Here is a 25,021-nt window from a genome sequence, read left to right as displayed (position 1 = left end):
AGCCATCATCAATCAGTGCAATGCACTAAAAAGTCTTTCCGAACAAAAGATCGATAATTGCAGAAAATTCCTTGGCGGACTGATACTCCACCTGAATATGTTTCGCGAGGTCAACCAACTCAGATGGGTACTTTTCTGACTCCGCGATAATGGCAAATGCATGATCTGCCGCAACGTCCAACTTACCGGCCAAGTAACTGCCTAACATGGGATCGGCCTTTACCAGACTGGCATTTCGGGCAACATTGCAGCTTAACAAACCGATATCGTCATCAAGCAAGAGCTGAGGCAGTCGCTCAAACGGGTTACTCAACCGGTTCAGCCGGAGGTCTATATCGGAGGCAAGCTGCTGTACGAACTTTGCGGCGTTAGCGTTCAAATGCACCAACTCCAGTAACGATTGCCGATTCATCACGACCAAGTTCGCAAGCTTTGCAACTTGTTGCCGCTCATCAGCCTCATCAAAAGTCTTTTTAACTCTGGCGGGATCAGGAATAAACGCCAACAACAAGGTCGCATTGAACAAGGTCGTCAGCTCGCTCTCTGCCAAGTACTTCTTGTTCCGCTGAACTCGTGACTCGCTTTGAACCCGAATCAATCCATTGCGCGCCAAACTGTGCACCTTGTCTTTCAACTTGGTGTATTCCGCCAACTTGATCCCGAACAGCTGTCTCATGGCGTCAGCTAGCGTATACAGACTCATAACCGGCAGGCTTCGTTCAAGAGGTCTTCAGTTGATGGGGGCATGCGCTTAGCATCTTTGTAATGCGCTATGTGTTGGGCTCGCTTTAACCAATCGCCACCGCAATAATGGCTGCGACCATACTCATCCAAAACCCCTTTGCAATACCCCGCCCGTAGCGCTTCAGAGAGGGAGGTCATCATGGCGGCCCCAGTCTTGTATTCTTGCTGGTTATCATAGATTTGTACCGCCTCTGCACAACCTTCGATCAAAACGGTCCGGTTCGTGTCCGCCATCACGCACGAAGATGACACCAAGAAAAATAGAGCGGGAATACAACGTCGCATCATGACACTTGCTCACTCGAAGAGATGGAGAATGGGTGTTGGAATCGAGGCGCTGCCAGATAGAGCGCGACCAAAAACAGCACGGAATCTAACAGTCGGTCATAAATGGCATATTCCTGAAACTGCCCTGCATCTTCAGCTAGCAAGCTTGCGTCAACATTAAAAATGATGCCCACCATGACTTGCTCGACCACAAATAAAAACCCCAAACTGAGCAAGGGGCGCAGCATTCGTTGCAAATAGGGAGTTAAACAATATTGACAGTACCGCCAATGACGCCAAAGCAACAAGACCAGTAACAACAACGCTCCCTTCTCAACAATGCTCAGATCCGCCATCCCCTCACCATATTTGAAGATGGTTGTAACGAATGTCCAAACACTGGCACATCCAAAACCAAGCAGAAAACACTGCCCTAACCAATAACACAACCGCTGACACAGGCCCATCAGCCCATTATCAAAACGTTGTAACAGTGAAGGTGAACTGGAAGGCAACGTTTCATTACCAGGAGTCTGGCCAGACTCAGTGTGTGGGGCATGCATGTAAGGGGTCATCCTTGGCGGAACTTGATTCCAAAAGAGGTGCGATTGTATCAAAAAACTCCCTTAGGATACGTTGTTGGTCGTCACATGGTGCCTGCTGGCTTGAGTGCTACTGCGTGTTATGCGCAACCAGCCACAGGCCAACGCCATCCATGGCAGGGCTCGCTCGCAGCTCATGCCATCTCACAAAACCCGCGCAAACGTGACTCTCTTGGTTTATCGCCTGCGACGACAAAGGTAGAATCCCCATCACTCTCTCTTGCCTCTTGCGGTATCTCTCCTATGGCTATCAAAAAAAACGAACTCTACTCCGCCTTGTGGAGCAGCTGCGATGAGCTGCGTGGCGGCATGGACGCCTCCCAGTACAAGGATTACGTGCTGACCCTGTTGTTTATGAAGTACGTCTCCGACAAGTACAAGGGCAACCCCTACGGCATGATCGTTGTACCCACAGGGGCCAGCTTCGACGACATGATCGCACTCAAGGGCAACAAAGAGATCGGCGATCGCATCAACAAGATCATTGCGGCGTTGGCCGAAGAGAACGATCTGAAGGGCGTCATTGATGTGGCGGACTTCAACGATGAAGACAAGCTCGGCAAAGGCAAAGAGATGGTGGATCGTCTCACCAATCTGGTGGCCACTTTTGAGGGGCTGGATCTCTCCGCCAACCGTGCCGATGGTGATGATCTGCTGGGTGATGCCTATGAATACCTGATGCGTCACTTTGCCACCGAATCGGGCAAATCCAAGGGGCAGTTCTATACCCCGGCAGAAGTGTCGCGCATTCTGGCCAAAGTGGTCGGCATCAACAAACTGACACCGCAGGATGCTACCGTCTACGACCCCACCTGTGGCTCAGGCTCCTTGTTACTCAAAGCCAGTGATGAAGCCCCACGGGGCCTCACCATCTATGGTCAGGAGATGGATAACGCCACCAGTGCGTTGGCGCGGATGAACATGATCCTGCACGACAACGCCACCGCCAAGATCTGGAAGGGCAATACCCTCACCGACCCTCAGTGGAAAGAGGGCAATGATCGCCTCAAGAGCTTCGACTTTGCCGTGGCCAACCCCCCCTTCTCGAACAAGAACTGGACCAACGGCCTGAATCCCGACAAGGATCTCTTCAATCGTTTCCACTGGGGCGTCCCGCCCGAGAAGAACGGCGACTATGCCTTCCTGCTCCATATCCTGACGTCCCTCAACAGCACCGGCAAGGGTGCGGTGATCCTGCCCCATGGCGTGCTGTTTCGCGGCAATGCCGAGGCGCGTATCCGCGAGAATCTGCTCAAGCAGGGCTACATCAAGGGGATCATCGGTCTGCCCGCCAACCTCTTCTACGGCACCGGTATTCCCGCCTGCATCATCGTCATCGACAAAGAGAGTGCCCATACCCGCGCCTTCAATGCTCTGGCTGGCAATGAACAAGGGCTGTTTATGATCGATGCCAGCAAAGGCTTTATCAAAGATGGCAACAAGAACCGGCTGCGCGAGCAGGACATCCACAAGATTGTCGATACCTTCACCCGTGGCCTGACCCTGGAGGGTTACAGCCGCTGGGTGCCGCTTAGCGAGATCGCCCGCAACGACTACAACCTCAATATCCCGCGCTATATCGATGGCAGCGATGGAGAAGACCTGCACGATCTGGCTGGTCACCTGCAAGGGGGGATCCCCGAGCGCGATATCGCGGCGCTTGGTGTCTACTGGCGGGTATTCCCGACCCTCAAGGCTACCCTGTTTGCCCCGCTTCGTCCCGATTACAGTGAGGCGCGGGTAGCCGCTGCCAAGGTCAAGAGCTCCATACTGGCCTGTGAGGAGTTTGCCCGCTTCAAACAAGCGGCGCTGGCGCCGTTCACCCAGTGGTTTAGCGAGTGCCAGTTCGGTGAATTTGCCAAGGGCGACTCACCAAAGGCGCTGATCGACGAGGTGAGTGAAGCACTGCTTGAGCGCTACCGTGCCACCGCCGAGGAGACCGGTGAGCTGCTCGACCCCTACGCCATCTATCAGCTGCTGATGGACTACTGGCAAAGCCAACTGCAAGACGATCTCTATGTGCTCTCCCAAGATGGCTGGCCAGCGGGTCGAGTGCTGCGTGAGCTGATCGTCGACAAGGGCGAGAAGCTTAAAGAGAGCCCGGACCTGGTGATTGGCAAAGCCAAGTACAAGGCGGAGCTGATCCCACCCGCCTTGCTGGTGGCCCGCTTCTTTGCCAATGAGCAAAAAGAGCTCGATACCCTGCAAGCCGCGCTGGATGAAGCGAGCCAGGCACTGGAGAGCTTTATCGAGGAGCAGAGCGGGGAAGAGGGCGGTCTGGTTGAGGCGATGAACGACAAGGAGAAGGTGACCGCTGCCAGCGTCAAGGCCCGCATCAAGGCCGCCACCGATAAGGAGGAGCTGGCTGTGCTCAAGCAGGTGCAGCAGCTATTTGACGCCGAGACTCGCGCCAAGAAGGCCCATAAAGAGGCCAGCGACACCCTCGATAAGGCGGTGTTTGCTCACTACCCCAAGCTGCAGGATAACGAAATTAAAACCCTGCTGGTGGAAGATAAGTGGCAGGCGAGCCTGCGATCTTCGCTGGAAGCCGAGATTGAGCGGGTTACCCAGCAACTGGCGAATCGAGTCAAGGAGCTGGAGGAGCGCTATAGCCGCTCTCTGCCACTGCTGACCAAAGATGTCTGCAAATTGGAGATCAAAGTGGCTCGTCATCTGAAGGCCATGGGGCTGGAGTGGGCATAATGGCGGAACAGATGAAGCAGAATAAATCGGGTGAAATGGCGGCCAAGCAAATTATTCCGGCGGGCTATAAGCTGACTGAGATTGGGGTGATTCCAAGTGACTGGAAAGTCATAAATGGCCGAGAGTTATTTGTAAAAATACAGGACGGAACTCATTTTTCACCCAAGGTTAATGGGGGCGAGTTCCTTTATATAACATCTAAAAACATAAGAAATGGTTTTTTGGATCTGAAATCCGCTGAATATATTGATAAGTGTCAGCATGAAAAAATATACAGGCGGTGTGATGTAACAAAAAATGACATACTCATAACCAAGGATGGAGCCAATACAGGCAATGTATGTTTAAATCCTCTCGACGAGCCATTTAGCTTGTTATCAAGCGTGGCTTTCTTACGGCTAAATAAAAAGCATCATGAGCCTACATTCTTTGTCCAACAAATATTATCACCCACATTCCAATCCACTATAAAAGATGAGATGTCAGGGAACGCTATCACAAGGCTGACGTTGGGGAAAATAAATGGTTTGAAGTTTTACGTTCCTGAACTTAATGAGCAAAAAGCTATTGCCGGAGTGTTATCTGATACCGATGAACTGATTGCAGGCTTAGAGCAGTTGATCGCCAAGAAGCAGGCCATCAAGACCGCCACCATGCAGCAACTGCTGACCGGCCGTACCCGCCTGCCGCAGTTCGCCCAGCGCCCCGATGGCACCCCAAAAGGTTATAAAACTAGCGAGCTGGGACAAATCCCCGAGGATTGGATTACCCCAACGCTTAAAGGTATTACGAGTAATATCATTGACTATCGTGGGCGTACGCCAAGGAAGCTGGGATTAGAGTGGGGCGATGGTAATATTCTTGCTCTATCCGCAGGTAACGTAAAGAAAGGTTTCATCGATTATAAAGCTGAATGCTATTTCGGTTCAGATGAACTATATAAAAAATGGATGACATCTGGCGATGCAAGCAAAGATGACATTGTTTTTACCATGGAGGCTCCGCTAGGTAATGTCGCTTTGATTCCTAATGACGATAAATACATTCTTAGCCAAAGAACCATATTACTTCAGCTTGAACGTTCTAAATTTTTACCAACATTCATTATTCAAGTTTTTCTGTCTGATATGTTTCAATCATACATTTCAGAAAGTGCGACAGGTTCAACAGCACAAGGTATTAAAAGAGCAACATTTGAGAAAATGTTTGTTGCGGTCCCCTCTTGCCTTGAAGAACAAACCGCTATCGCCACCATTCTCTCCGATATGGATAGCGAGCTTACTGCGCTGGAGCAGAAACTGGCCAAGGCCCGTGATGTGAAGCAGGGGATGATGCAGCAGTTGTTGACCGGCCGTATCCGCCTGCCACTGGAGGTGCAAGCATGAGTGCAAATCGCCGTTATTATCGTATCTTCGCTGGTGCCAAAAGCCTGTATGCCGACCTGTGTCAGCAGCAAGGTTTTATCGGCGGCGACTGGGGAATTGAACAGGATCTCAGCAACCAGTTACCCGATGATTGGCGCGAATTTAATAAAGCGTTCGTGCCGCAGTTTCTTGCCGCCAATCCCGACAAAAGTCGTATCGCCGCCGGTTTGGCCTGTGGCATGTTGCATACCATCTGTAAGGGGATGCAGACCCATGATCTGGTAATCTGCCCCGATGGTAATGGCCGCTACTATGTGGGAGAGGTGAGCTCTGCCTATTTTTATCAGCCCGGCGAGCCTTTACCTCATCGACGCAAAGTGAACTGGTTTCCTGCTCGGCTGGATAAAGAATCGATGAGCCAGCCATTAAAAAACTCAGCTGGCTCGATTGCAACGGTCTGCGATCTGAGCAAGTACGCAGATGAGTTTGCTCATCTGCTGGCAGGCAATCACCTTCCCTCGCTGATTCATACCGATGAGACGGTAGAGGATCCCAGTGTGTTTGCGCTGGAAAAGCACCTTGAGGATTTTCTGGTTGCCAATTGGTCCTCCACAGAATTGGGCAAGTTGTTCGACATCTATAGCGAAGACAATGAGCCAGTGGGGCGGCAATATCCCTCAGATACCGGCCCTATCGATATCCTTGCCATCAGCAAAGACAAAACGTGCTTATTGGTGGTGGAGCTCAAGCGTGGTCGCGCCAGTGATGCTGTAGTAGGACAAATTCAGCGCTACATGGGCTACGTCAAGGATGAGTTGTGTGAACCTGGCCAGCGGGTACAGGGAGTGATCATCGCACTGGAAGATGACCTCAAATTACGTCGTGCCTTGAGCGTGACACAGAATATCGAGTTCTATCGCTATCAAGTGAACTTCAAGCTAGTGAAGGCGTGATAGATGCAGGGGATGTAGAACCGAAAACAGACAACCGAGGTGAATAAAAGACAATGCCATATGACTACAGCGGAACCCTCAACCCCGACAAGGCGCTGATTTTTCGCATCGTACATCGCGATAATCTGCCGTGGATCCTAGCCAATGGCCTTTGGGCAGGGAATAGTGCGGAGAAGAGCGATAGCTGGGTTCATATTGGACTAACGGAGCTTATCAACAAGCGTGCCCATCATCCGGTACCGCTATCCCCCTATGGCGTGCTCAATGACTATGTGCCATTTTACTTCACCCCATTTTCTCCCATGCTTAGCAATATCCACGCAGGGAGAGGAGTACCCCGGCGCGATAACGACGAGATCCTAGTCTTGGTATCGAGTCTGCACCGCATGGCTGAGCTTGAATTAGCGTTTTTGTTTACCGATAGCCATGCCTACTATCAATGGGCCAATTTCTACGATGACCTGGGTGAACTGAACCGCATCGACTGGCCTATTTTGCAGCGTCGAGACTTCAAGCGTGACCCGGATGACCCTGCAAAGTTTGAGCGGTATCAGGCAGAGGCGTTGGTGCATCAACACTGCCCCGTTGAGGCATTAGTCGGCGTGGTGTGTTACAACGAAGAGACAAAGGCTAAGGTTGAGCAAACGATGGCCCAATTGGGTGTCGCCCGACCGGTTTATGTTCGTTCTGGATGGTATTTCTGATGATTCGATACACCACTGGCAACCTGCTAGATGCCCCTGTAGAGGCATTGGTGAATACAGTGAACACCGTTGGTGTCATGGGTAAAGGCATTGCGCTGATGTTTAAAGAGCGCTTCCCCGACAACATGGCTCGCTATGCGGCTGCCTGTAAGTCAGGGCAAGTGACCACTGGCAAGATGTTCATCACCGAAACTGGTGAGCTACTCGGCCCCCGCTGGATCATCAACTTTCCCACCAAGCAACATTGGCGATCTCCATCCCATATGGCATGGATTCAGGAAGGCTTACAAGATCTGCGACATTGGCTTGTGCAAAATCACGTCAAATCTATCGCCATCCCCCCGCTAGGAGCAGGCAATGGTGGCCTACCATGGCCTGAAGTAAAACAGGCCATTGAAGAGGCTCTCGGTGATCTGGATATTGAGATCCTGCTGTTTGAACCCAGCAACCAGTACCAAAATGTTGCCAAACGTACTGGCGTCGAACATCTCACACCAGCCCGCGCTTTGATTGCTGAACTGGTCCGTCGCTACTGGTTTCTTGGCATGGAGTGCAGCCTGCTGGAAATTCAAAAACTGGCATGGTTTCTGGAGCGCTTTATTCGTCAAACGGCGCCACAAGATCCGCTGCAGTTGCACTTCACGGCACACCATTACGGGCCTTATGCCAATAATCTAGCCCACTTGCTGAATGCAATGGACGGCAGTTATCTCAAATCAGATAAGCGGATCCCAGACAGCAAACCCTTTGATGTCATCTGGTTTAATGATGACAAGAAGCAGCTACTCACCACCTATTTGCATACCGAGGCGCAAGACTACTTACCCGCGCTGGAACAGGCAGCTGCGCTTATCGATGGATTTGAATCGCCCTATGGGATGGAGCTGCTCGCAACCGTTGACTGGATGGTAAACCAAGAGGGGTGTGAACCCACCGTAGAGGCACTGCGTGAAGGGCTTATCCGTTGGCCCAAGGGTGGAAAGTGGGCGCAACGTAAAGCCAGACTGTTCGATGACAAGAGCTTGCGCATTGCCCTGACCCGCTTGCAACAGAGCTTCCCTGCATATCACTGAGGTAATGCTCTCTAGCGGGACACACTTCTTATCCAAATCTGGTAGTCTTGTCTGACTCCAATCAAGAGTTAAATCTTTGTCTCCATTCCTGATTTCTGGAACAAGGGCCTGTATTTCAGGCCCTGCTGTGGACAATGTCATCGCGTATTGCAGGTTAGCCGTGGTTCCCTGTCTTGACTGCATGCAACCATCGCCAACCCATGGTTCAAATGGAAGACGTCCTAATGGGTAAAGTGGGTCAAAAAGAGCTGGTCACCCAGCAGCGAGTCATCGATCTATTTCAGGAGCAGTTGCAATGGGAGTACCTTGGCAACTGGCACCACCGTAGCAACAACCGCAACGTTGAGGTGTCGATCTTGACCCCTTGGCTCAAGCAACGCGGCGTCAATGATGCCCTGATTAAGCGGGCCTTGCGCCAACTGGATCAGGCGAGTGCGCTGGGTGAAGGCAAGACGCTTTACTACGCCAACAGAGATGTCTACAACCTGCTGCGCTACGGCATCAAGGATAAAACTGGCGCGGGCGAACAGCATCAGACGGTATGGCTCATCGACTGGAAAAACCCAAACGACAACCATTTTGCCATTGCCGAAGAGGTCAGCGTCAAGGGGGAGAACAAGAAGCGCCCCGATCTGGTGCTCTACGTCAATGGCATAGCGCTTGGGGTAATAGAACTCAAACGCTCCACAATCTCGGTATCCGAAGGCATTCGGCAGAATCTAGATAACCAAGAGAAGAGCTTCATCCGCAACTTCTTCACCACCATGCAACTGGTCATGGCCGGTAACGATACCCAAGGTTTACGCTACGGCACCATCGAGACAGCAGAAAAGTATTGGCTGGAATGGAAATCTGATTCACCAAGCATCTATGAGAGCCCCCTTGATAATCATCTGGTGGAGCTATGTAACAAGTCGCGCTTTCTACAGATTATCCATGACTTCATTGTGTTCGATGCCGGTGTAAAAAAGACCTGTCGGCACAACCAATTCTTCGGTATTGAAGCAGCTGCATATTCCGGCCGATCATGAACACCGATTCCGGTTCAACGTGAACACCATTTCCGGACCAATGTGAACGCTCATTCCGGCTCAACCTGAACACTTTGCTCCTCCTTTCCGGAAACAGTGTTCAACATCCCGGAATCACTGTTCACATTCACCGGAATCATCCTTAACGCATTGATTTAACAACCTTTGATACGCTCTCCCTTTTGCCAGGGAAGAGCCTATGTCTGCCAAGAGGATTGCAATGCGTAAAATTCGTGAAGTGCTGCGACTGCGGCTGGAAGCTGACCTCTCTGTTCGCCAGATAAGTTGCTGCACCAAGGTCAGCGTTGGCTCCATCCAGAAACTCCTCAAAAGTGCCCAGACGCTCGGCCTGACCTGGCCCTTACCTAGCCAGCTTGATGATGGCCAACTGGCGGCCCTGTTCTATCCGCAGGCCGATACCACCATCTCGGCCCGCCATGTTGTACCGGATTGGCCCTCTGTCCATCAGGAGCTCAAGCGTAAGGGGGTCTCCAAACAACTGCTCTGGGAGGAGTACACCCAGCGCTATCCCAACAGCTGTTACAGCTACTCCCAGTTCTGCGACCGTTACAAATCCTGGTGTCAGTTGCAAAAGCGCTCCATGCGCCAGATCCACAAGGCGGGGGAAAAGCTCTTTATCGACTACTGCGGGCCCACGGTGCCCATCGCCTCGCCCTCCACGGGGGAGGTCCGTCAGGCCCAGATCTTTGTCGCCGTGCTTGGTGCGTCCAACTACACCTTTGCCGAGGCTACCTGGTCACAGTCACTGCCGGACTGGTTGCAAAGCCATGTCCGTGCCTTTGAGTTTTTCGGCGGTACACCTGCACTGCTGATCCCCGACAACCTCAAAAGCGGTGTCAGCAAGGCTTGCCGATACGATCCCGAGCTCAACCCCAGCTACCAGCAGTTGGCCGAGCACTATCAGGTGGCAGTGATGCCAGCTCGCCCTTACAAGCCCAAGGATAAAGCCAAGGCTGAGGTGGGTGTGCAGATCGTCGAGCGCTGGATCCTCGCCCGCTTGCGCCACCAGACCTTTTTCTCGCTGGCCGAGCTCAACCAGTGCATCCGGGCCTTGCTGGACGAACTCAACGAGCGCCCGTTCAAGCAACTGCCCGGTAACCGGCGCGAGGCGTTTGAGCAGTTGGACCGCCCGGCGCTGGGACCACTGCCGGTGCATCCCTATCGCTATGTCGCCATCAAAACGGTCAAGGTCAACATCGACTATCACGTCAGCTATGAGCAGCACCACTACTCGGTGCCACACCAGTATGTGGGCCAGCAACTGGAGCTCCATGCTGGCGACACTTTGCTTCAGGTCTATCACCAGCAACAGCTGGTCGCGAGCCATCCGCGTAAAACCATCCCGGGGATGAGCACGATCCCGGAGCACATGCCGGAACGCCACAGCAAGCAGCAACGCTGGACGCCAGGCCGTCTCAAGCAGTGGGCTGCTGATATCGGACCGGGCACCTTGTGCTGGGTGAGCGAACGGCTGGAAGAGAAAGCCCATGTCGAGCAGGCATACCGACTCTGCCTGGGGCTACTGAGTCTTAGCCGGGAGTATCCGCCATCACGGGTCGAGGCCTGCTGTCAGTTGGCTAATCGGGAAGGACTGGTGCGACTCAAACAGCTCAAGTCGGTGCTGACCAGTGGCCGCGACCAACTGCCCGAAAGCCCGCTGAGCTACCCAGAGTTACCGCAAGAGCACGAGAACATCCGTGGCCCCCAGAGCTTCCACTAAAGAGGATACGCCCCATGACCCAACAAACCCTGACCCGCCTGAGAAACCTGAAACTGACCGGCATGGCGGATGCAGTGCAACAACAACTGGAACAGGCCAGTACCTACGAAGGGCTGCCCTTCATCGAGCGTCTAAGCCTGCTGGTCGAACACGAACAACTGAGCCGGGAGCAACGTAAACAAGCTCGGCTAGTCAAGCAGGCGCGGCTCAAACTCCAAGCCACGGTGCAAGAGGTGGACTACCAGTCTGCACGCAACCTGGAGCGGTCACAGGTTGCAAACCTGGCCCAAGGAGAGTGGCTGCGCCGAGGCCAGAACCTGCTCATTACCGGCCCCTGTGGCTGTGGAAAAACCTACCTGGCTTGTGCGCTGGGCTACCAAGCCTGTCAGCAAGGGCATAGCACTCGTTACTACCGGCTGCCGCGTCTGCTACTTGAGCTGAGCCAGGCCAAGGTAGATGGCAGTTACGCCAGACTGCTGGGTCAACTGGCCAGGATAGAGCTACTGGTCCTCGATGACTGGGGACTGGAAGCGGTGAATGCCGAGCAGCGCAACGCCCTGCTGGAGATCATGGATGATCGGTACGGGAAATACTCGACGGTAGTAGTCAGTCAGCTGCCAACTGAAGAGTGGTACGCGAGCTTGGGTGACAACACCCTGGCAGATGCGATCCTGGACCGGCTGATGCACAACGCTCACCGGCTGTCACTGAAGGGAGAATCGATGAGAAAGAGGAGAAGTGAGTTGACCCAATCTGAACAGTCGAGTTAGAAACGGGATGACGTGAGCGCGTTAAGGATCAGGGTGTTCACGTTGGCCGGAATGGCTGTTCAACTTCGCCGGAATACGCAGCAGCAAAGCGATACATCGCGCGACGCGAAGGGGGCATTATTTGGCATACCCAAGGTTCAGGCAAAAGCTTGACGATGGTGTGGCTGGCCAAGTGGATCCGCGAGAACGTGACTGATGCCAGAGTGCTGCTTATCACTGACCGAACCGAGCTCGATGAACAGATTGAGAAAGTCTTCAACGGGGTGGCAGAGACCATCTACCGAACCCAAAGTGGTGCGGATCTGGTTACCACGCTAAACCAAACCTCCCCTTGGTTAATCTGCTCCTTGGTACATAAATTTGGCCGCCAAGGAGAGCAGGAAGAGTCCAAAACCGATCAATATGAAGACGCAGACGACTACATTGCGGAGCTGACCCACTGCTTGCCTAGCGACTTCAAACCCAAGGGAAACGTGTTTGTGTTTGTCGATGAGTGCCACCGTACTCAATCAGGCAAACTACACGAGGCCATGAAGCGCATTTTGCCAGAGGCTATGTTCTTCGGCTTCACGGGCACGCCGTTGATGAAAAAAGACAAGCAAAAGTCCATCGAGATTTTTGGCCCCTACATTCATACCTACAAGTTTGATGAGGCCATTCGGGATGGGGTAGTGCTGGATCTTCGCTATGAGGCTCGGGATATCGATCAACATCTCACCTCCGAGAAGAAAATTGATGAGTGGTTCACCGCCAAAACATCAGGGCTCTCCAACCTTGCTCGCACTCAATTGAAACAGAAGTGGGGGTCGATGCAGAAGCTCCTCTCCAGCAAGAGTAGGCTGGAGAAGATCATGATGGATATCCTGCTGGACATGAGCCAGCGCCCCCGTTTGAAAAATGGTCATGGCAATGCCATTTTGGTGTGCGCCAGTATCCATCAGGCTTGCACCCTGTATGAACTATTCAGCAAAACCGAACTCGCGGGCAAGTGCGCGATAGTGACCAGCTATCAACCCACTGCCACAAGTATCAAGGGACAGGCGAGCGATGCAGGTCTGACGGAAATGCTGTTTAAATATCAGACCTATCGCAAGATGTTGGCTGACTTCTTTGAGCAGAGTGAAGACGCTGCAGCCAGTCGAGTCGAGGAATTTGAGACTCTCGTCAAGGCTCGGTTTGTCGATGAACCGGGGCAGATGAAGCTGCTGATCGTTGTAGACAAGCTACTGACAGGCTTCGATGCCCCTCCTGCCACATACCTCTACATCGATAAGCAGATGGCAGATCATAACCTCTTCCAAGCAATCTGCAGGGTCAATCGACTCGATGGTGATGATAAAGAGTATGGCTACATCATCGATTACAAGGACCTGTTCAAATCTCTTGATAAGGCGATCAGTGACTACACCGGCGAAGCGTTTGATGGTTACGACAAGGAGGATGTGGCTGGTTTGCTCAAAGACAGACTCACCCTTGCACGTGAAGATTTGGACAACGCTCTGGAAATGGTTCGCGGGTTGTGCGAACCCGTGCTAGCACCTCGCCACACGGCTGACTACATTCACTATTTTTGCGGGACGTCAGGCGCTAACAGCAGTGACCAACCGGAAAAAGAGGCGCTACGCCTAACCCTTTATCAAAGTGTTGCCAAGTTGCTTCGAGCTTACATGAACCTTGCCAACGAGATGAGCGCAGCAGGGTATACAGTGAAACAAGCCTCGGACATCAAAGCCGAGGTGGCTCATTATGCAAAGGTCCGCGATGAGATCAAAATTGCCAGCGGTGATGATCTTGACATGCGGCACTATGAACCGGCCATGCGAGCCCTGCTCGATATGTATATCCGCGCCGATGACAGCGAACTTCTGATCGACTTTGATGATCGTGGTTTACTGCAACTTATCAATGCCAAGGGAACGGCCGCTCTCGACTCCCTGCCAGAAGGGATCAAAAAGGATCCTGAAGCCATGGCCGAGGCTATAGAGAACAACATTCGCAAAACCATCGTCGATGAAAATCCAGTAAACCCAAAGTATTACGAACAGATGTCTGTACTACTCGACGAGCTGATCAAGCTGCGACGCAAGAAAGCACTCGAGTACCAAGGCTACTTGGAACAGGTTTTGGCACTGGCCAAGCAGGTCGTTAATCCCGATGGACAACGCCATCAACACTACCCTGAATCTGTTGACACCAGAGCCAAAAGAGCCCTATTCGACAACTTTGGCCAAGATGAGGTGTTAGTCGCAAAGCTCGACACGGCTATTCGCTACACCAAAAAAGCGGAGTGGCTAGGCGATCGATTCAAGGAACGGGAGCTGGCCAATGCGATTCGTGAAGAGGTACAAGGCTATGATATCGATGTGGCAGAAATCATGACGTTGGTCAAAGCACAGCAGGAGTATCATTGAGTACGACCTTACACATTGGCCCTTTGACAATCGAGCTACATCACAAAGCAATCAAGCACCTGCATCTTGATGTATTGCCACCGGATGGCAAGGTTCGAGTCTCGGCCCCGCTTGCCATGAGTGAGACAGCAATCAGGGTGGCCATCATTCGTCGGCTACCTTGGATTAAGCAACAACAGCGCAATTTTGTGGCGCAACCCCGCCAAAGCGAACGTGAATTAGTCAGCGGGGAAAGCCATCACGTGTGGGGTCAACGTTACCGACTAGAGGTAATTGAGCGTGTTGGCCGCCATGAAGTTCTCATCAAGGGAAGCCGAAAACTGGCACTGTTTGTGAATCCAGAAACAACTCTGGCTAACCGAAATCTGGTCATAACCGAGTGGTATCGCGCTCAGCTCAAGCAACGAGTTCCTGCTCTCCTAGCCTTGTGGGAACCCATTCTTGGTACCCAGTTGCAACACTGGGGTATCAAAAAAATGAAGACAAAATGGGGGACATGTAATCGTGAGGCGAGCCGAATTTGGCTCAACCTTGAACTAGCCAAGAAACCAGTGACATGCCTCGAATACATCCTTGTACATGAACTGATCCATCTGCTGGAGCGGCATCACAATGCCCGATTCGAAGCACTGATGAATCGTCACCTTCCCAATTGGCGTGAAAGCCGTGCGTTATTGAAAGACCTGCCGTTAGGACATGATACGTGGATGCGTGATACCCACTGAATCATCAGGCTGCAAACTAAAACGCAGCCTGATGATTAGTGTTAGCCACCTAATATAGCCAGTAGATAGTTCTACAGTACTGTAGATATGATCTAACAGCATGGAATAGCAAAGTATCATTTTTTACCATGGACAGACTCCTTCAAAGTTGTTCCATATTGTCGCACCATATACATGAACTCTAAATCAGCTAATTTCAATGAATCAAGCGTCAGTAATGCGTCAATGAACTTACTTCTTGGCAATCTATATTTCTTGCGTTTTCTACGCCCATCTTTTCCAGTAAAAGTCACCTTCCGCTGCCACATAAATTTAAAAATGTAAGCAATCTGCTCCAATGGATCGTTGAGCTCATCAAACTCAACAGGGCTGAACTTTGTAACATAGACGTTGTTTGGCACATTTTGCTTATGAAGCTGGTCCCACAGCTCACGCCACTCCGGTGCATTATCATCCCTGCATTTCACTAGCAGATGAAAATGGGGAAGCCAATGATCATATTCCGTTTGAAAATCAACTTCAAAACACCCTATAACAACATCAGTTATGCCTGCACGATGCAATTGCTTATACAACCTATCTTTCAAACGAGGGATGTCGATGTGGCTTAATTCGCGAACCATTTCGTCATAATAGATGAACGTCGCAAATTTCCACTCTTTATAATCTTCACAGAACAATGCTAACTGACTTATCTTTTTAAGTCGAAATCGCCTTACACATTCATGGCACGCAAAACTAAAACAAGGTTCCTCCTCATCACAATCTGATAGTTTTTCAGCAAGCACTCTCGCTGCATATCTACTAGAATAAGAAAGTTTGCTTACTCTAAATTTGTTCTCATGCCAACAATCTTCATGGGTCTCAAATTTTGGAAGCAACGATTCAATTGCAATGACATTTTCAATTTTGGCTTTCATGAACTTTTTCATTTTCAAAGTCTCGGCACTGACTCCATACCATCGCGAAGCCATTCGCTATATTTAACGTTTGCACTACCACACGAACAAACTCATTATTGCGATATCTTTCGACAACAATATCGCATTGGTTCTGGCTACCAAGTTAAAAACGTAGAGCTTAGGCGGAGATGTAAGGAGAGTAGAACAAAAATCAGGTTGAATATTTAGACTCACCCATTCATGAATGAAATGAGTGGTTTCATTTTTTGTCGGTGTATTGCAGATTACTCATCCATGCTTGTATATCGGAGGAACGCCATGCAACTCGACGACAACCTTTCGGCTGAACTGATCTCGGAAAGTTTCCCTGCGCCATCAAACGATAAATTGTTGCGCGAGAAATTGTGCAGCATTCGATGACTTCAGCCAGGCTCAGCAAGCATGTTTCGTTTTTCATAAATGACTCCTTTGTAATAGTCAAAGGTCATTTACAGATTTCGAGAACAGCGAAAACTTGATGTGTTCTTTCCCTCGATGTCGCCGCTCATAACGACTGATCGAATACGAGGGACGCATTCTAAAGAATCACGATCGCGGCTTTTGAACTGCCCTGCACAACCACAACACATAACGATGTATGGACGCGCACGTACACGTTCATATCGCTACGTGCGTTATCGCCACATTCTGCGTTGTATCATGCGCGTATATCGCGCGCGCGATTAAACGCGCGCGCACGCGCGTTTAACACATCAAGAGGGATTTTGCCATCTTATAGGGAGAATAAGTGTGGGTATCGAAAATCCTTTGAAGGGGCTCTGCTCACCAACTGGTGACGTAGCACGACAAGATTTTTGGCAACTGTGCTCAAGGTAAGATAGCTCTAGTGTCACGTACGTAGAACGCTCAGCGCTACAAGATCCAAGCAAAACAGTGCATCGCATATGTTGATCCTGAATGTTGTACCAAAGAACACGAACGTTACTCATGAACGTTGGAAATAATGTTTATCCAGAATTATAATTATCGAATTCGGTGACCACCTGAACGGTCACCTGTAATGGAATTGGCAGTTACACAGAATTATTTACAGGCTCCAAATTCCGGATCGACATTCTGTGGCTTCACCGCATACCAGAAGTTCATCAACTCGAGCTATGCAATGTATCTAGGTGATCCGCCCAACGTTGCAACCATTCTCGACTTTGCTCGGTGTACTGATGAAGATCATATGTCCCGATCAACCCTTTCTTCGAGTGCCCAAGAATAGCCTCTGCAACTTCTGTTGGACATTGTAAACGCGAGAGCCCTGTTCTAACGGTACGCCGGAGGTCATGTGGCGTCCAATGCGGAATATCTAGCATTACATTCCCACACCTCATAACCCAAGTAGCTTCAGTCAACTGCTTTTGTTTTATGGGCTTACCTGTTCGCTGAGATGGGAATAAATAAAGCTCATTGCCGATTTTATTTTCTTTAAGAAAGGTTATGCATTGACGTGGAAGTTGGACCTCTCTTGCCACTCCTGTTTTAGACTCTCGAATGTAAAATATGCCTTCGTTAATATCTATATCACGCCAAGTAGCCTCACATATTTCCCCTGTACGACAGCCAGTCCATAAAGTCATCCTAAGAATATTTTTCTGCACATCAGTGAATTTTGAATTTGGCAACCAGTTCAAAAACATTTTCAGTTCATCATTACTAAAAAAACGGCTACCTTTCTTAGAAGTTAGTTTGACCTTGGTTCTAGCCAAACTGACCTTAGCTTGGAGCGCAGGGTTAATAAATTGGTCATCGAATTTACCCAATCCCATCGAGTAATCATATGCAGCCAAAACCTCCCGCAAAACATTCCCAGCCTGAACATTAGCACCTCGCTTTATAATAGACATAACAAGATCAATCATATCTTGTCGACTCACATCACGAGCTAATTGGTCACCAAGCATTGGAACCGCATCACCGTAAAGAGTGCGCCTAGCCTCAGCCTGACCTTTCTTTTTCCTTGCCCCACTCTTTATAGTACCATTAGGTAAACGTTGATCCTCTATATGGTTCTTTAGATAAAGATCGATCATCGCTTTAAGGGTAAACTTCCCTAGCTCACTCTCATTCTTGACTTTTTGTTTAAGCTCAAGCGCGGCAGCTCTTGCTTCAGTAGCTGGACACCGGCCTTGTTGCCTGATGAGCTTGAGCTCCCGTAGTTTTATACGGGCCTGCTCCAAGGATACGGCTGGAAATACCCCAAGTGAGATTTGGGTTAACTTATTTGTTACTGGGCTCGTATAACGATAGAAAAATGTCTTTTTACCTGTCTTTCCGCAAGTGACACGAAGCCCTCTGTTGACCCCATTATCAGCCTTATCGCTATCCGATGGCTTCATGACTTCAATTGCTCTAAAGGACAGTGCTTTGTTACCCTTGTCCGCTGGCATAACCGACCTCCTATGGCTGATGCATACGCTCTCCTAGCTTGGCCGCATGCATAGGGCTTAATGTCACTGTAGGCTACAAAATCAAAACCTACACTTCAACCTACATTTTCGCCTGCGATTGGGTGAGATCGAGTGAGACTCTCAGAGCAAACAAGAGACCACGCAAACACCATAAGCCATTGTAATATAAGCATGTAAAGAGAGATAACTACATGTCAGCAATAGAGAATCTCCACAATCACACACCAATGATGCAGCAGTATCTGACCCTCAAGGCCGAGAACCCGGAGATCCTGCTGTTCTACCGGATGGGCGACTTCTACGAGTTGTTCTATGACGATGCCCGCAAGGCTTCCCAGCTGCTCGACATCTCCCTGACCAAGCGCGGCCAGTCGGCCGGTAGCCCCATCCCGATGGCAGGCGTGCCCTATCACGCCATCGAGGGCTATCTGGCCAAACTGGTGCAGCTTGGCGAATCTGCCGCCATCTGCGAACAGGTAGGGGATCCCGCCACCAGCAAGGGGCCGGTGGAGCGCAAGGTCATTCGCATCATCACCCCGGGCACCGTCTCCGACGAGGCGCTGCTCAGCGAGCGACAGGACAACCTGATTGCCGCCGTCTATCACGATGGCCGCCGCTTCGGCTACGGCACCATGGACATCGGCTCGGGCCGCTTCTTCATCAACCAGTTCGAGAAGGAAGAGACCCTGCTGGCGGAGCTGCAGCGCACCAATCCGGCGGAGCTGCTCTACCCCGAATCCTTCGCCTTCCTGCACCACGTCGAGGGTCGCCGCGGTCTGCGCCGCCGCCCGGAGTGGGAGTTCGAGCTCGGCACCGCCCGCAAGCTCTTGTGCCAACAGTTCGGTACCCAGGATCTGGTGGGCTTTGGCGTCGAGCAGAGCGAGACCGCCCTGTGCGCCGCCGGTTGCCTGATGCAGTACGTCAAGGACACCCAGCGCACCGCCCTGCCCCACATTCGCAGCGTGCGCCTCGAGCAGCCGGATCATGCGGTCATCATGGATGCCGCCACCCGCCGCAATCTGGAGCTGACCCAGAATCTGGCCGGTGGCTATGAAAATACCCTGGCCGAGGTGCTGGATCGCACCGCCACTCCCATGGGCAGCCGCCTGCTCAAGCGCTGGATCCACCAGCCGATCCGCGATCGGGTGATCCTGAAAGGTCGCCAGAGCACCATCAAGGAGCTCATTGAGCAGAACCTCTACGACGAGTTGGGCAACCTGCTGCGTCAGGTGGGGGATGTGGAGCGGGTGCTGGCGCGCCTCGCCCTGCGCTCGGCCCGCCCGCGCGACCTCACCCGCCTGCGTCAGGCCTTCGCCCAGTTGCCCGAATTGCAGCGCCTGCTGGCGGATAACGAGCACGAAGCGGTGCAACAGCTGGCCGAGCGGGCCAGCACCTTCCCCGAGCTGCTCGACCTGCTGGAGCGCGCGGTGATGGAAGTGCCGCCGGTGCTGATCCGCGATGGTGGCGTCATCCGTGACGGCTTCAATCAGGAGCTGGACGAGCTGCGGGATCTCGCCAACGGCGCCACCGCCAGCCTCGCCCGCATCGAGGAGCGGGAGAAGCTGCTGACCGGCATCAACACCCTCAAGGTGGGTTACAACAAGGTGCACGGCTTCTATATCGAGGTGAGCCGGGCCAACAGCCATCTGGTGCCGGCCCACTACATCCGCCGTCAAACCCTCAAGAACAACGAACGCTACATCATCGATGAGCTGAAGAAGTACGAGGACAAGGTACTCACCGCCCAGTCCCAGGCGCTGGCGCTGGAGAAACGGCTCTACGAAGAGCTGCTCGATGCCCTGCTGCCCCACCTCGGCGATCTGCAGGATTCCGCCGCCGCACTGGCGGAACTGGACGTGCTGGCCAACCTGGCCGAGCGGGCCGAGACCCTCGACTACCGCTGCCCGACCCTCATCGACGAAGATCAGATCATCATTGAAGCGGGCCGCCATCCGGTGGTGGAGCAGGTGATGACAGATCCCTTTATCGCCAACCCTATCCGGCTGGAGCGGGAGCGGCGGATGCTGATCATCACGGGTCCCAACATGGGCGGTAAATCGACCTACATGCGCCAGACTGCGCTGATCGTGCTGCTGGCCCATATCGGCGCCTTCGTGCCCGCCGACAGCGCCCGCATCGGCCCCATCGACCGCATCTTCACCCGTATCGGGGCGTCGGATGATCTCGCCTCCGGCCGCTCCACGTTTATGGTGGAGATGACCGAGACCGCCAATATCCTCAACAACGCCACCGCCCGCAGTCTGGTGCTGATGGACGAGATTGGCCGCGGCACCAGCACCTACGACGGCCTCTCGCTGGCGTGGGCCTGCGCCGAGCAGCTGGCGAGCAAGATTGGCGCCTACACCCTGTTTGCCACCCACTACTTCGAGCTGACCCGCCTGCCCGAGCTGATGAGCGGGCTGGCCAACGTCCACCTCGATGCGGTGGAGCACGGCGACACCATCGCCTTTATGCACGCAGTGCAGGAAGGCGCGGCCAGCCGCTCCTACGGCCTGCAAGTGGCGGCGTTGGCCGGGGTGCCGAAATCGGTGATCCAGCAGGCCCGTCACAAACTGCATGAGCTGGAGAGCGCCACCCCGGTCGCCGCCGGTGAAAGCCGTCCGGCTCCGGTGACTCTCGCCCCGCAGCCTCATCCGGTGGTGGAAGAGCTGGAAACGGTGCGCCCCGACGAGCTCACCCCGCGCCAGGCGCTGGACCTGCTCTATCGCCTCAAGCAGATGCTGTGAACAACCGCTACGGCTCAGGTATGAAACAACCGGCCTGACGCTGTCATCATCAACAAAAGAGCCGCCCATCGGGCGGCTCTTTGCATCGTCTTTTTATAGAACCGTCAATCTACACTGGGCGCTGCCGCGATATGGGTCGCCTCTGACTGGTGGTCACCCTCCTTGATCCAGGCATCCAGCAAGGTATAAGCCACAGCCAGCACCACGGGGCCGATAAACAGACCGATGATCCCCATCGCCAGCAGGCCGCCGATAACCCCCACCAGAATGAGAATGAGGGGCAGATTGGCACCGCGTTTGATCAGGAAGGGACGCAGGAAGTTGTCCATGGTGCCGGCGATCAGCGACCAGACCAGCAGGAAGGTGCCCCAGGTAGTATCACCGCTCCAGTAGAGATAACCGACACAGGAGATCAGCACCGGAAAGGGACCTATCTGGGCGACGATGAGCAGGAACATTACCACCACCAGAACCATGGTGTAGGGGATGCCAGCGATCCACAGCCCCACCCCGGCCACCGAGGATTGCACCAGCGCAGTGACCACCACCCCCATGGCCACGGCACGGATCGCCTGGGAAGCCAGCACGGTCGCATTGTCACCGCGATCCCCGGCCAGCCGGTGGGCAAAGCGGCGAATGCCGGTCGCCACCACTTCACCGGAGTGATAGAGCAGACCACAGATACCGACCGTCAGCAGGAAGTGGACCAGCAGCATGCCCAGATTACCGGCCTGAGCAGCCAGCCAGCGCGCCGTCTGACCGAAGTAGGGCGCCAGCTTGGCAAACAGCACCTGACCACCGCTCGCCAGAATTTGCTGCCAAAAGTCATAGAGCTTGCCGCCCACCAGCGGGATCTGCTGCAACCAGAGCAGCTCGGGCGGAGGCGACTGGCTGATATTGGTCCCCAGTTCGATCAGCATGGGGGCTTTCTCCGCCACATTGGCCAGTGTCATAAAGAGCGGAATGACAAACATCAGCAATAGCACCAGGCTCATAAAGAGAGCGGCCAGCGCACGCTTGCCCCACAGCAACCGCTGCACCATCAACATCAGTGGCCAGGTAGCGATGGTGATCATGGTGGCCCACACCAGTGCGGGCAGGAAGGGGCGCAGCACCATAAAGCAGGAGATGATCAGGAGGCTGAGAAACAGCACCCCCAAGGTTATCTTGGCCAAATCCACTTTTTTCATATTCATAGAGTTCCCCTTGCAGGGCGTCCGCCCCTGGGTCGTGAGTCTTGTTTCAAGAGAGAGAGTATCCACCAGAGACCGACGCTCAACCAGAGCCCCAGCCCGAAAAAGAGCACAAACTGTCCGAGCAGTATGATCAACGAGCTACTGGTTAGCAGCGGCAACAGCCACAGGCCGGCACCGATCAGCAAGCCGCCCGCCAGCACGACGCCCCCTGTAAGCAACGGGGGATAACCAGCACGAACGAGGGCAGCCTTTCCCCCGAGCCAGAGGCCCAGCGCTACCAGCCCGATACCGGCCAGATGGGCCGATTGGGTCAGCCCCCCGAGCGCCAGTGCAGACGCAATCAGCAGCAGCCAAGCCGCCGAATACCTGTCGGCACGCCAGCAGGGGCGAGCGGCCAGCAGCAAGGCGCCAATCAGCAGCCCCGCCGCCACATCGGAGATAAAGTGCCCCCCGAGCCAGACCCGCGCCAGACCGGTGGTGAGGGCCAGCAGCAGCGCCAGCGAGTAGGCCAGCCCGCGCCGGGCAGGCCAGAGCCAGCCAAGCAGTGCGCCCCAGAACAGCAGGGCCGAGGCGGTGTGACCGCTCGGCATGCCAAAGCCCTGGGCGCTGTGAGTCGCCAGTTCAGGTTGCAGATGGAAGGGGCGCGGCCAGCCGATCCCCTCCTTGCTCGCCTGCACCAGCAGCCCGAGCCAGAGCATGGCGAACAGCAGCTGACGCAACCGTGGCCACCCCAGCAGCGGGAGCAGCAAAGGTATCAGGGCAAGCTGAAAGCCGCCTGAACCAAACAGATTGCTGACCGACAGCCACCAGACATCGGGCCCCAGCCACTGTTGCAGGTGCAGCATCAGCGGGATCTCGGCCTGATGCAGCGCATTGCCCTGCGCCACGAAATCGGCCTGCCAGTGCACCTCGCTCTCGGGCACCTGATCAAGCCGGGATTGCAGCCAGTCGAGCTGATCCGGGAAACGGCGCTGCTCGCGGGGAAGCAGGTCGATGGCGATCAGCTGGGCGTTAAGGATCTCTCCCCCCAGATTGGGGGCCTTCAGCAGCGAGACAAAATCGGAATCTTGCTGGGCGATGATGGGTTCCAGCGTGCGACAAGCGAAGATAAGCGCCCGCTGCCAGCGACCCAGCTCCTGCACCACCTCCCCCTGCAAGCCGGTCTCTTCATAGAGTTCGCGCAGCGCCGCCTGCTGCGGGCTCTCGCCGCCATCGATATAGCCACCGCTCAGGCTGTAGCGGGAGGAGATGCGATCCTGCACCAGCAGCAGTTGATCCTGATGGCGGATGGCGCAGGCCGCTGCCGTCGGTGCCGCCGGTTCGGCACTCAGGGCTGGCAGAGAGGCAAACAGCGCCAGCAAGAGTAAAAAGAGGGTTCTCGACATCAATTTGCTTTCCCTATGCACAATGGCGACAAGCCTCCCAGAAATCAGATATTTGGGCAACGGTAACGGCCGGATCGCCGCCGTTCCCGCCGCGCTGGCGGTACACGGAAGATTGCGATGAAGCAGGGCACTCCCTACTATTGGCGGCTATCTTCAATTTCATGCAGCAAACGCTGGAGCCCTCCATGAGACAGTTCGGCTTTTTCCTCGGCATCGCCATCGGTGTCATTTTGATCCTGTTCGGCAGCATCGTCATCTTCCAGGCGCTCCCTGCCGCACTGGATGTACTGGAGATGCCAAGCCGCATCCCGTTCGTGCGCGAGGTCTACACCTGGCTGATGACCAGCGCCAACGGCCTGACCGCCCAGCTGGAGCAGAACTTCCTGGAAGCGTTCCAGACCGTGCTCAAGCTGATCCTGCTCATCACTTTCATGTGGGTTTGCGTCAAGCTGGTCAACATGGGAGTGCTGATCATCCGCGCCGGAGTTGATCTGATCCGCACCGCCATCGCCCACAGTGAAGGCCCCCACGACCAGAAGAAGCCGGATCAGCACGATCACTTCTGACTAAGCAGTGGTCAACGGATGTGAACGCTGCCGCCCCCAACCGGGGCGGCAGCTTTATATGCGCGGTATGAAGGCCCTTCCCAGACCCCATGAATACCCGATAAAGCAGCGGCTTTCCCTTGTGAATCAGCAAACTGCCCATATGTTGCATCACCTTGACATGGTTTGCGCCCCGCGCGGCGGCTGCCCGGTTTCTATCCCGCCCCCGTGCTCTGGTATAATCGACCACCTCTTTTCCCCGTTATGGAGCCTGTTCATGCCCAATCATGCAGAAAGTGCCCTCGAGGTTCGTCTCGACAAGTGGTTGTGGGCAGCCCGTTTCTACAAGACCCGCTCCGTGGCGCGGGATCAGATCGACGGGGGCAAGGTGCACTACAATGGTCAGCGCAGCAAACCGGGCAAGCAGGTCGAAGTGGGTGCATTGATCCGCTTCTGGCAGGGGCAGGATGAACGCGAAGTGCGGGTGCTGGCCTTGAGCGAGCAGCGCAAATCGGCTCCGCTGGCCCAGCAGCTCTATGAAGAGACCGTCGAGAGCCTGAAAAAACGGGCCGAGAACAGCGAGGCGCGCCGCTTCAACAGCCAGTTTGCCCCCAGCCCCGAGCGCCGCCCCGACAAGCAGGAGCGACGCCAGTTGCTCAAGGTCAAACAGTACTGACCGACCCCGATTTGATACCGGGC

General features: G+C 53.7%; 20 protein-coding genes. 13 read left to right on the top strand and 7 right to left on the bottom strand.

The annotated features are described in order from the left end of the window. Positions 1-25 precede the first annotated feature (25 nt). Together ACTG2G_RS13360 and ACTG2G_RS13355 are read right to left on the bottom strand one after the other, a co-directional pair. Positions 26-676, bottom strand: coding sequence for a hypothetical protein (locus ACTG2G_RS13360; protein ID WP_439985528.1), 651 nt, complete (start codon positions 674-676; stop codon positions 26-28). A gap of 352 nt (positions 677-1,028) precedes the next feature. Beyond that, positions 1,029-1,574: a hypothetical protein gene (locus tag ACTG2G_RS13355; protein WP_439985527.1), complete on the bottom strand. Its 546-nt coding sequence runs from the start codon at positions 1,572-1,574 to the stop codon at positions 1,029-1,031. A gap of 282 nt (positions 1,575-1,856) precedes the next feature. Here ACTG2G_RS13355 and ACTG2G_RS13350 point away from each other — a divergent pair, with 282 nt between their 5' ends. The 10 genes from ACTG2G_RS13350 (at position 1,857) to ACTG2G_RS13305 (ending at position 15,088) form a co-directional block, all read left to right on the top strand. Next, on the top strand, positions 1,857-4,316 hold the full coding sequence (locus ACTG2G_RS13350) for a type I restriction-modification system subunit M (RefSeq protein ID WP_439985526.1): 2,460 nt from the start codon (positions 1,857-1,859) through the stop codon (positions 4,314-4,316). Next, positions 4,316-5,701, top strand: coding sequence for a restriction endonuclease subunit S (locus ACTG2G_RS13345; protein ID WP_439985525.1), 1,386 nt, complete (start codon positions 4,316-4,318; stop codon positions 5,699-5,701). Before ACTG2G_RS13350 ends, ACTG2G_RS13345 begins: the two co-directional genes overlap by 1 nt. After that, a complete protein-coding gene (locus ACTG2G_RS13340) occupies positions 5,698-6,633 on the top strand; it encodes an endonuclease NucS domain-containing protein (RefSeq protein ID WP_439985524.1) in 936 nt (311 codons plus the stop codon). Before ACTG2G_RS13345 ends, ACTG2G_RS13340 begins: the two co-directional genes overlap by 4 nt. A 53-nt stretch (positions 6,634-6,686) precedes the next feature. Next, positions 6,687-7,337, top strand: coding sequence for a type II toxin-antitoxin system toxin DNA ADP-ribosyl transferase DarT (gene darT, locus ACTG2G_RS13335; protein ID WP_374996536.1), 651 nt, complete (start codon positions 6,687-6,689; stop codon positions 7,335-7,337). Then, positions 7,337-8,410 carry a type II toxin-antitoxin system antitoxin DNA ADP-ribosyl glycohydrolase DarG gene (gene darG, locus ACTG2G_RS13330; RefSeq protein ID WP_439985523.1) on the top strand — a complete coding sequence of 358 codons (1,074 nt, stop codon included), beginning with the start codon at positions 7,337-7,339 and terminating at the stop codon, positions 8,408-8,410. Before darT ends, darG begins: the two co-directional genes overlap by 1 nt. A gap of 224 nt (positions 8,411-8,634) precedes the next feature. Next, on the top strand, positions 8,635-9,441 hold the full coding sequence (locus tag ACTG2G_RS13325) for a type I restriction endonuclease (RefSeq protein ID WP_439985522.1): 807 nt from the start codon (positions 8,635-8,637) through the stop codon (positions 9,439-9,441). 199 nt (positions 9,442-9,640) lie between these two features. Continuing rightward, positions 9,641-11,182, top strand: a complete 1,542-nt coding sequence (gene istA, locus ACTG2G_RS13320) for an IS21 family transposase (RefSeq protein WP_059296349.1) — start codon at positions 9,641-9,643, stop codon at positions 11,180-11,182. Positions 11,183-11,196: 14 nt separating this feature from the next. Then, positions 11,197-11,952: an IS21-like element ISAs29 family helper ATPase IstB gene (gene istB, locus ACTG2G_RS13315; protein ID WP_059296348.1), complete on the top strand. Its 756-nt coding sequence runs from the start codon at positions 11,197-11,199 to the stop codon at positions 11,950-11,952. 95 nt (positions 11,953-12,047) lie between these two features. Further along, positions 12,048-14,363: a type I restriction endonuclease subunit R gene (locus tag ACTG2G_RS13310; protein ID WP_439985899.1), complete on the top strand. Its 2,316-nt coding sequence runs from the start codon at positions 12,048-12,050 to the stop codon at positions 14,361-14,363. Then, positions 14,360-15,088 (top strand): M48 family metallopeptidase, encoded by a 729-nt coding sequence (locus ACTG2G_RS13305; protein ID WP_101320435.1) that lies wholly within the window; start codon positions 14,360-14,362, stop codon positions 15,086-15,088. The genes ACTG2G_RS13310 and ACTG2G_RS13305 overlap by 4 nt, the downstream gene beginning before the upstream one ends. 116 nt (positions 15,089-15,204) lie before the next feature. On the opposite strand, the gene ACTG2G_RS13300 is transcribed toward ACTG2G_RS13305, so the two are convergent. The 3 genes from ACTG2G_RS13300 to ACTG2G_RS13290 all read right to left on the bottom strand — a co-directional run bounded on the left by ACTG2G_RS13300 (position 15,205) and on the right by ACTG2G_RS13290 (position 18,428). Beyond that, positions 15,205-16,008 (bottom strand): hypothetical protein, encoded by an 804-nt coding sequence (locus tag ACTG2G_RS13300; RefSeq protein ID WP_139409888.1) that lies wholly within the window; start codon positions 16,006-16,008, stop codon positions 15,205-15,207. A 241-nt stretch (positions 16,009-16,249) separates the two neighbouring features. Then, positions 16,250-16,447, bottom strand: coding sequence for a helix-turn-helix transcriptional regulator (locus tag ACTG2G_RS13295; RefSeq protein ID WP_101320431.1), 198 nt, complete (start codon positions 16,445-16,447; stop codon positions 16,250-16,252). Between the two features lie 688 nt (positions 16,448-17,135). Then, a complete protein-coding gene (locus ACTG2G_RS13290) occupies positions 17,136-18,428 on the bottom strand; it encodes a tyrosine-type recombinase/integrase (RefSeq protein ID WP_139740565.1) in 1,293 nt (430 codons plus the stop codon). A 212-nt stretch (positions 18,429-18,640) separates the two neighbouring features. Between ACTG2G_RS13290 and mutS the strand changes: the two genes are divergently transcribed. Next, positions 18,641-21,196 (top strand): DNA mismatch repair protein MutS, encoded by a 2,556-nt coding sequence (mutS, locus tag ACTG2G_RS13285; protein WP_439985521.1) that lies wholly within the window; start codon positions 18,641-18,643, stop codon positions 21,194-21,196. Positions 21,197-21,300: 104 nt separating this feature from the next. Here the strand turns inward: mutS and ydiK are convergent, their stop codons facing one another. Both ydiK and ACTG2G_RS13275 read right to left on the bottom strand, forming a co-directional pair. Then, entirely contained in the window at positions 21,301-22,392 is a 1,092-nt protein-coding gene (ydiK, locus tag ACTG2G_RS13280) for an AI-2E family transporter YdiK (RefSeq protein ID WP_421386591.1), read from the bottom strand. Continuing rightward, a complete protein-coding gene (locus tag ACTG2G_RS13275; RefSeq protein WP_439985520.1) occupies positions 22,389-23,777 on the bottom strand; it encodes a bifunctional NUDIX hydrolase/phosphatase PAP2 family protein in 1,389 nt (462 codons plus the stop codon). Before ACTG2G_RS13275 ends, ydiK begins: the two co-directional genes overlap by 4 nt. Positions 23,778-23,962: 185 nt before the next feature. Between ACTG2G_RS13275 and ACTG2G_RS13270 the strand changes: the two genes are divergently transcribed. Next, positions 23,963-24,343: a hypothetical protein gene (locus ACTG2G_RS13270; RefSeq protein WP_005340143.1), complete on the top strand. Its 381-nt coding sequence runs from the start codon at positions 23,963-23,965 to the stop codon at positions 24,341-24,343. Positions 24,344-24,599: 256 nt separating this feature from the next. Further along, the gene (gene hslR / locus ACTG2G_RS13265) at positions 24,600-24,998 is read left to right on the top strand and encodes a ribosome-associated heat shock protein Hsp15 (RefSeq protein ID WP_421386587.1); all 399 of its coding nucleotides are present in this window, start codon (positions 24,600-24,602) and stop codon (positions 24,996-24,998) included. Positions 24,999-25,021: the final 23 nt, after the last annotated feature.

The sequence above is a fragment of the Aeromonas sp. 55A genome (assembly GCF_051919665.1).
In the GTDB taxonomy this organism is placed as follows: domain Bacteria; phylum Pseudomonadota; class Gammaproteobacteria; order Enterobacterales; family Aeromonadaceae; genus Aeromonas; species Aeromonas veronii.
Note: the sequence above shows the minus strand (reverse complement) of the source record. Positions and strands in the feature narration are given on the sequence as shown.

Coding starts and splice junctions, on each gene's coding strand:
- ACTG2G_RS13360 (WP_439985528.1), bottom strand. CDS start 676: ATGAGACAGCTGTTCGGGATCAAGTTGGCGGAATACACCAAGTTGAAA.
- ACTG2G_RS13355 (WP_439985527.1), bottom strand. CDS start 1,574: ATGCATGCCCCACACACTGAGTCTGGCCAGACTCCTGGTAATGAAACG.
- ACTG2G_RS13350 (WP_439985526.1), top strand. CDS start 1,857: ATGGCTATCAAAAAAAACGAACTCTACTCCGCCTTGTGGAGCAGCTGC.
- ACTG2G_RS13345 (WP_439985525.1), top strand. CDS start 4,316: ATGGCGGAACAGATGAAGCAGAATAAATCGGGTGAAATGGCGGCCAAG.
- ACTG2G_RS13340 (WP_439985524.1), top strand. CDS start 5,698: ATGAGTGCAAATCGCCGTTATTATCGTATCTTCGCTGGTGCCAAAAGC.
- darT (WP_374996536.1), top strand. CDS start 6,687: ATGCCATATGACTACAGCGGAACCCTCAACCCCGACAAGGCGCTGATT.
- darG (WP_439985523.1), top strand. CDS start 7,337: ATGATTCGATACACCACTGGCAACCTGCTAGATGCCCCTGTAGAGGCA.
- ACTG2G_RS13325 (WP_439985522.1), top strand. CDS start 8,635: ATGGGTAAAGTGGGTCAAAAAGAGCTGGTCACCCAGCAGCGAGTCATC.
- istA (WP_059296349.1), top strand. CDS start 9,641: ATGTCTGCCAAGAGGATTGCAATGCGTAAAATTCGTGAAGTGCTGCGA.
- istB (WP_059296348.1), top strand. CDS start 11,197: ATGACCCAACAAACCCTGACCCGCCTGAGAAACCTGAAACTGACCGGC.
- ACTG2G_RS13300 (WP_139409888.1), bottom strand. CDS start 16,008: ATGAAAGCCAAAATTGAAAATGTCATTGCAATTGAATCGTTGCTTCCA.
- ACTG2G_RS13295 (WP_101320431.1), bottom strand. CDS start 16,447: ATGAAAAACGAAACATGCTTGCTGAGCCTGGCTGAAGTCATCGAATGC.
- ACTG2G_RS13290 (WP_139740565.1), bottom strand. CDS start 18,428: ATGCCAGCGGACAAGGGTAACAAAGCACTGTCCTTTAGAGCAATTGAA.
- mutS (WP_439985521.1), top strand. CDS start 18,641: ATGTCAGCAATAGAGAATCTCCACAATCACACACCAATGATGCAGCAG.
- ydiK (WP_421386591.1), bottom strand. CDS start 22,392: ATGAATATGAAAAAAGTGGATTTGGCCAAGATAACCTTGGGGGTGCTG.
- ACTG2G_RS13275 (WP_439985520.1), bottom strand. CDS start 23,777: ATGTCGAGAACCCTCTTTTTACTCTTGCTGGCGCTGTTTGCCTCTCTG.
- ACTG2G_RS13270 (WP_005340143.1), top strand. CDS start 23,963: ATGAGACAGTTCGGCTTTTTCCTCGGCATCGCCATCGGTGTCATTTTG.
- hslR (WP_421386587.1), top strand. CDS start 24,600: ATGCCCAATCATGCAGAAAGTGCCCTCGAGGTTCGTCTCGACAAGTGG.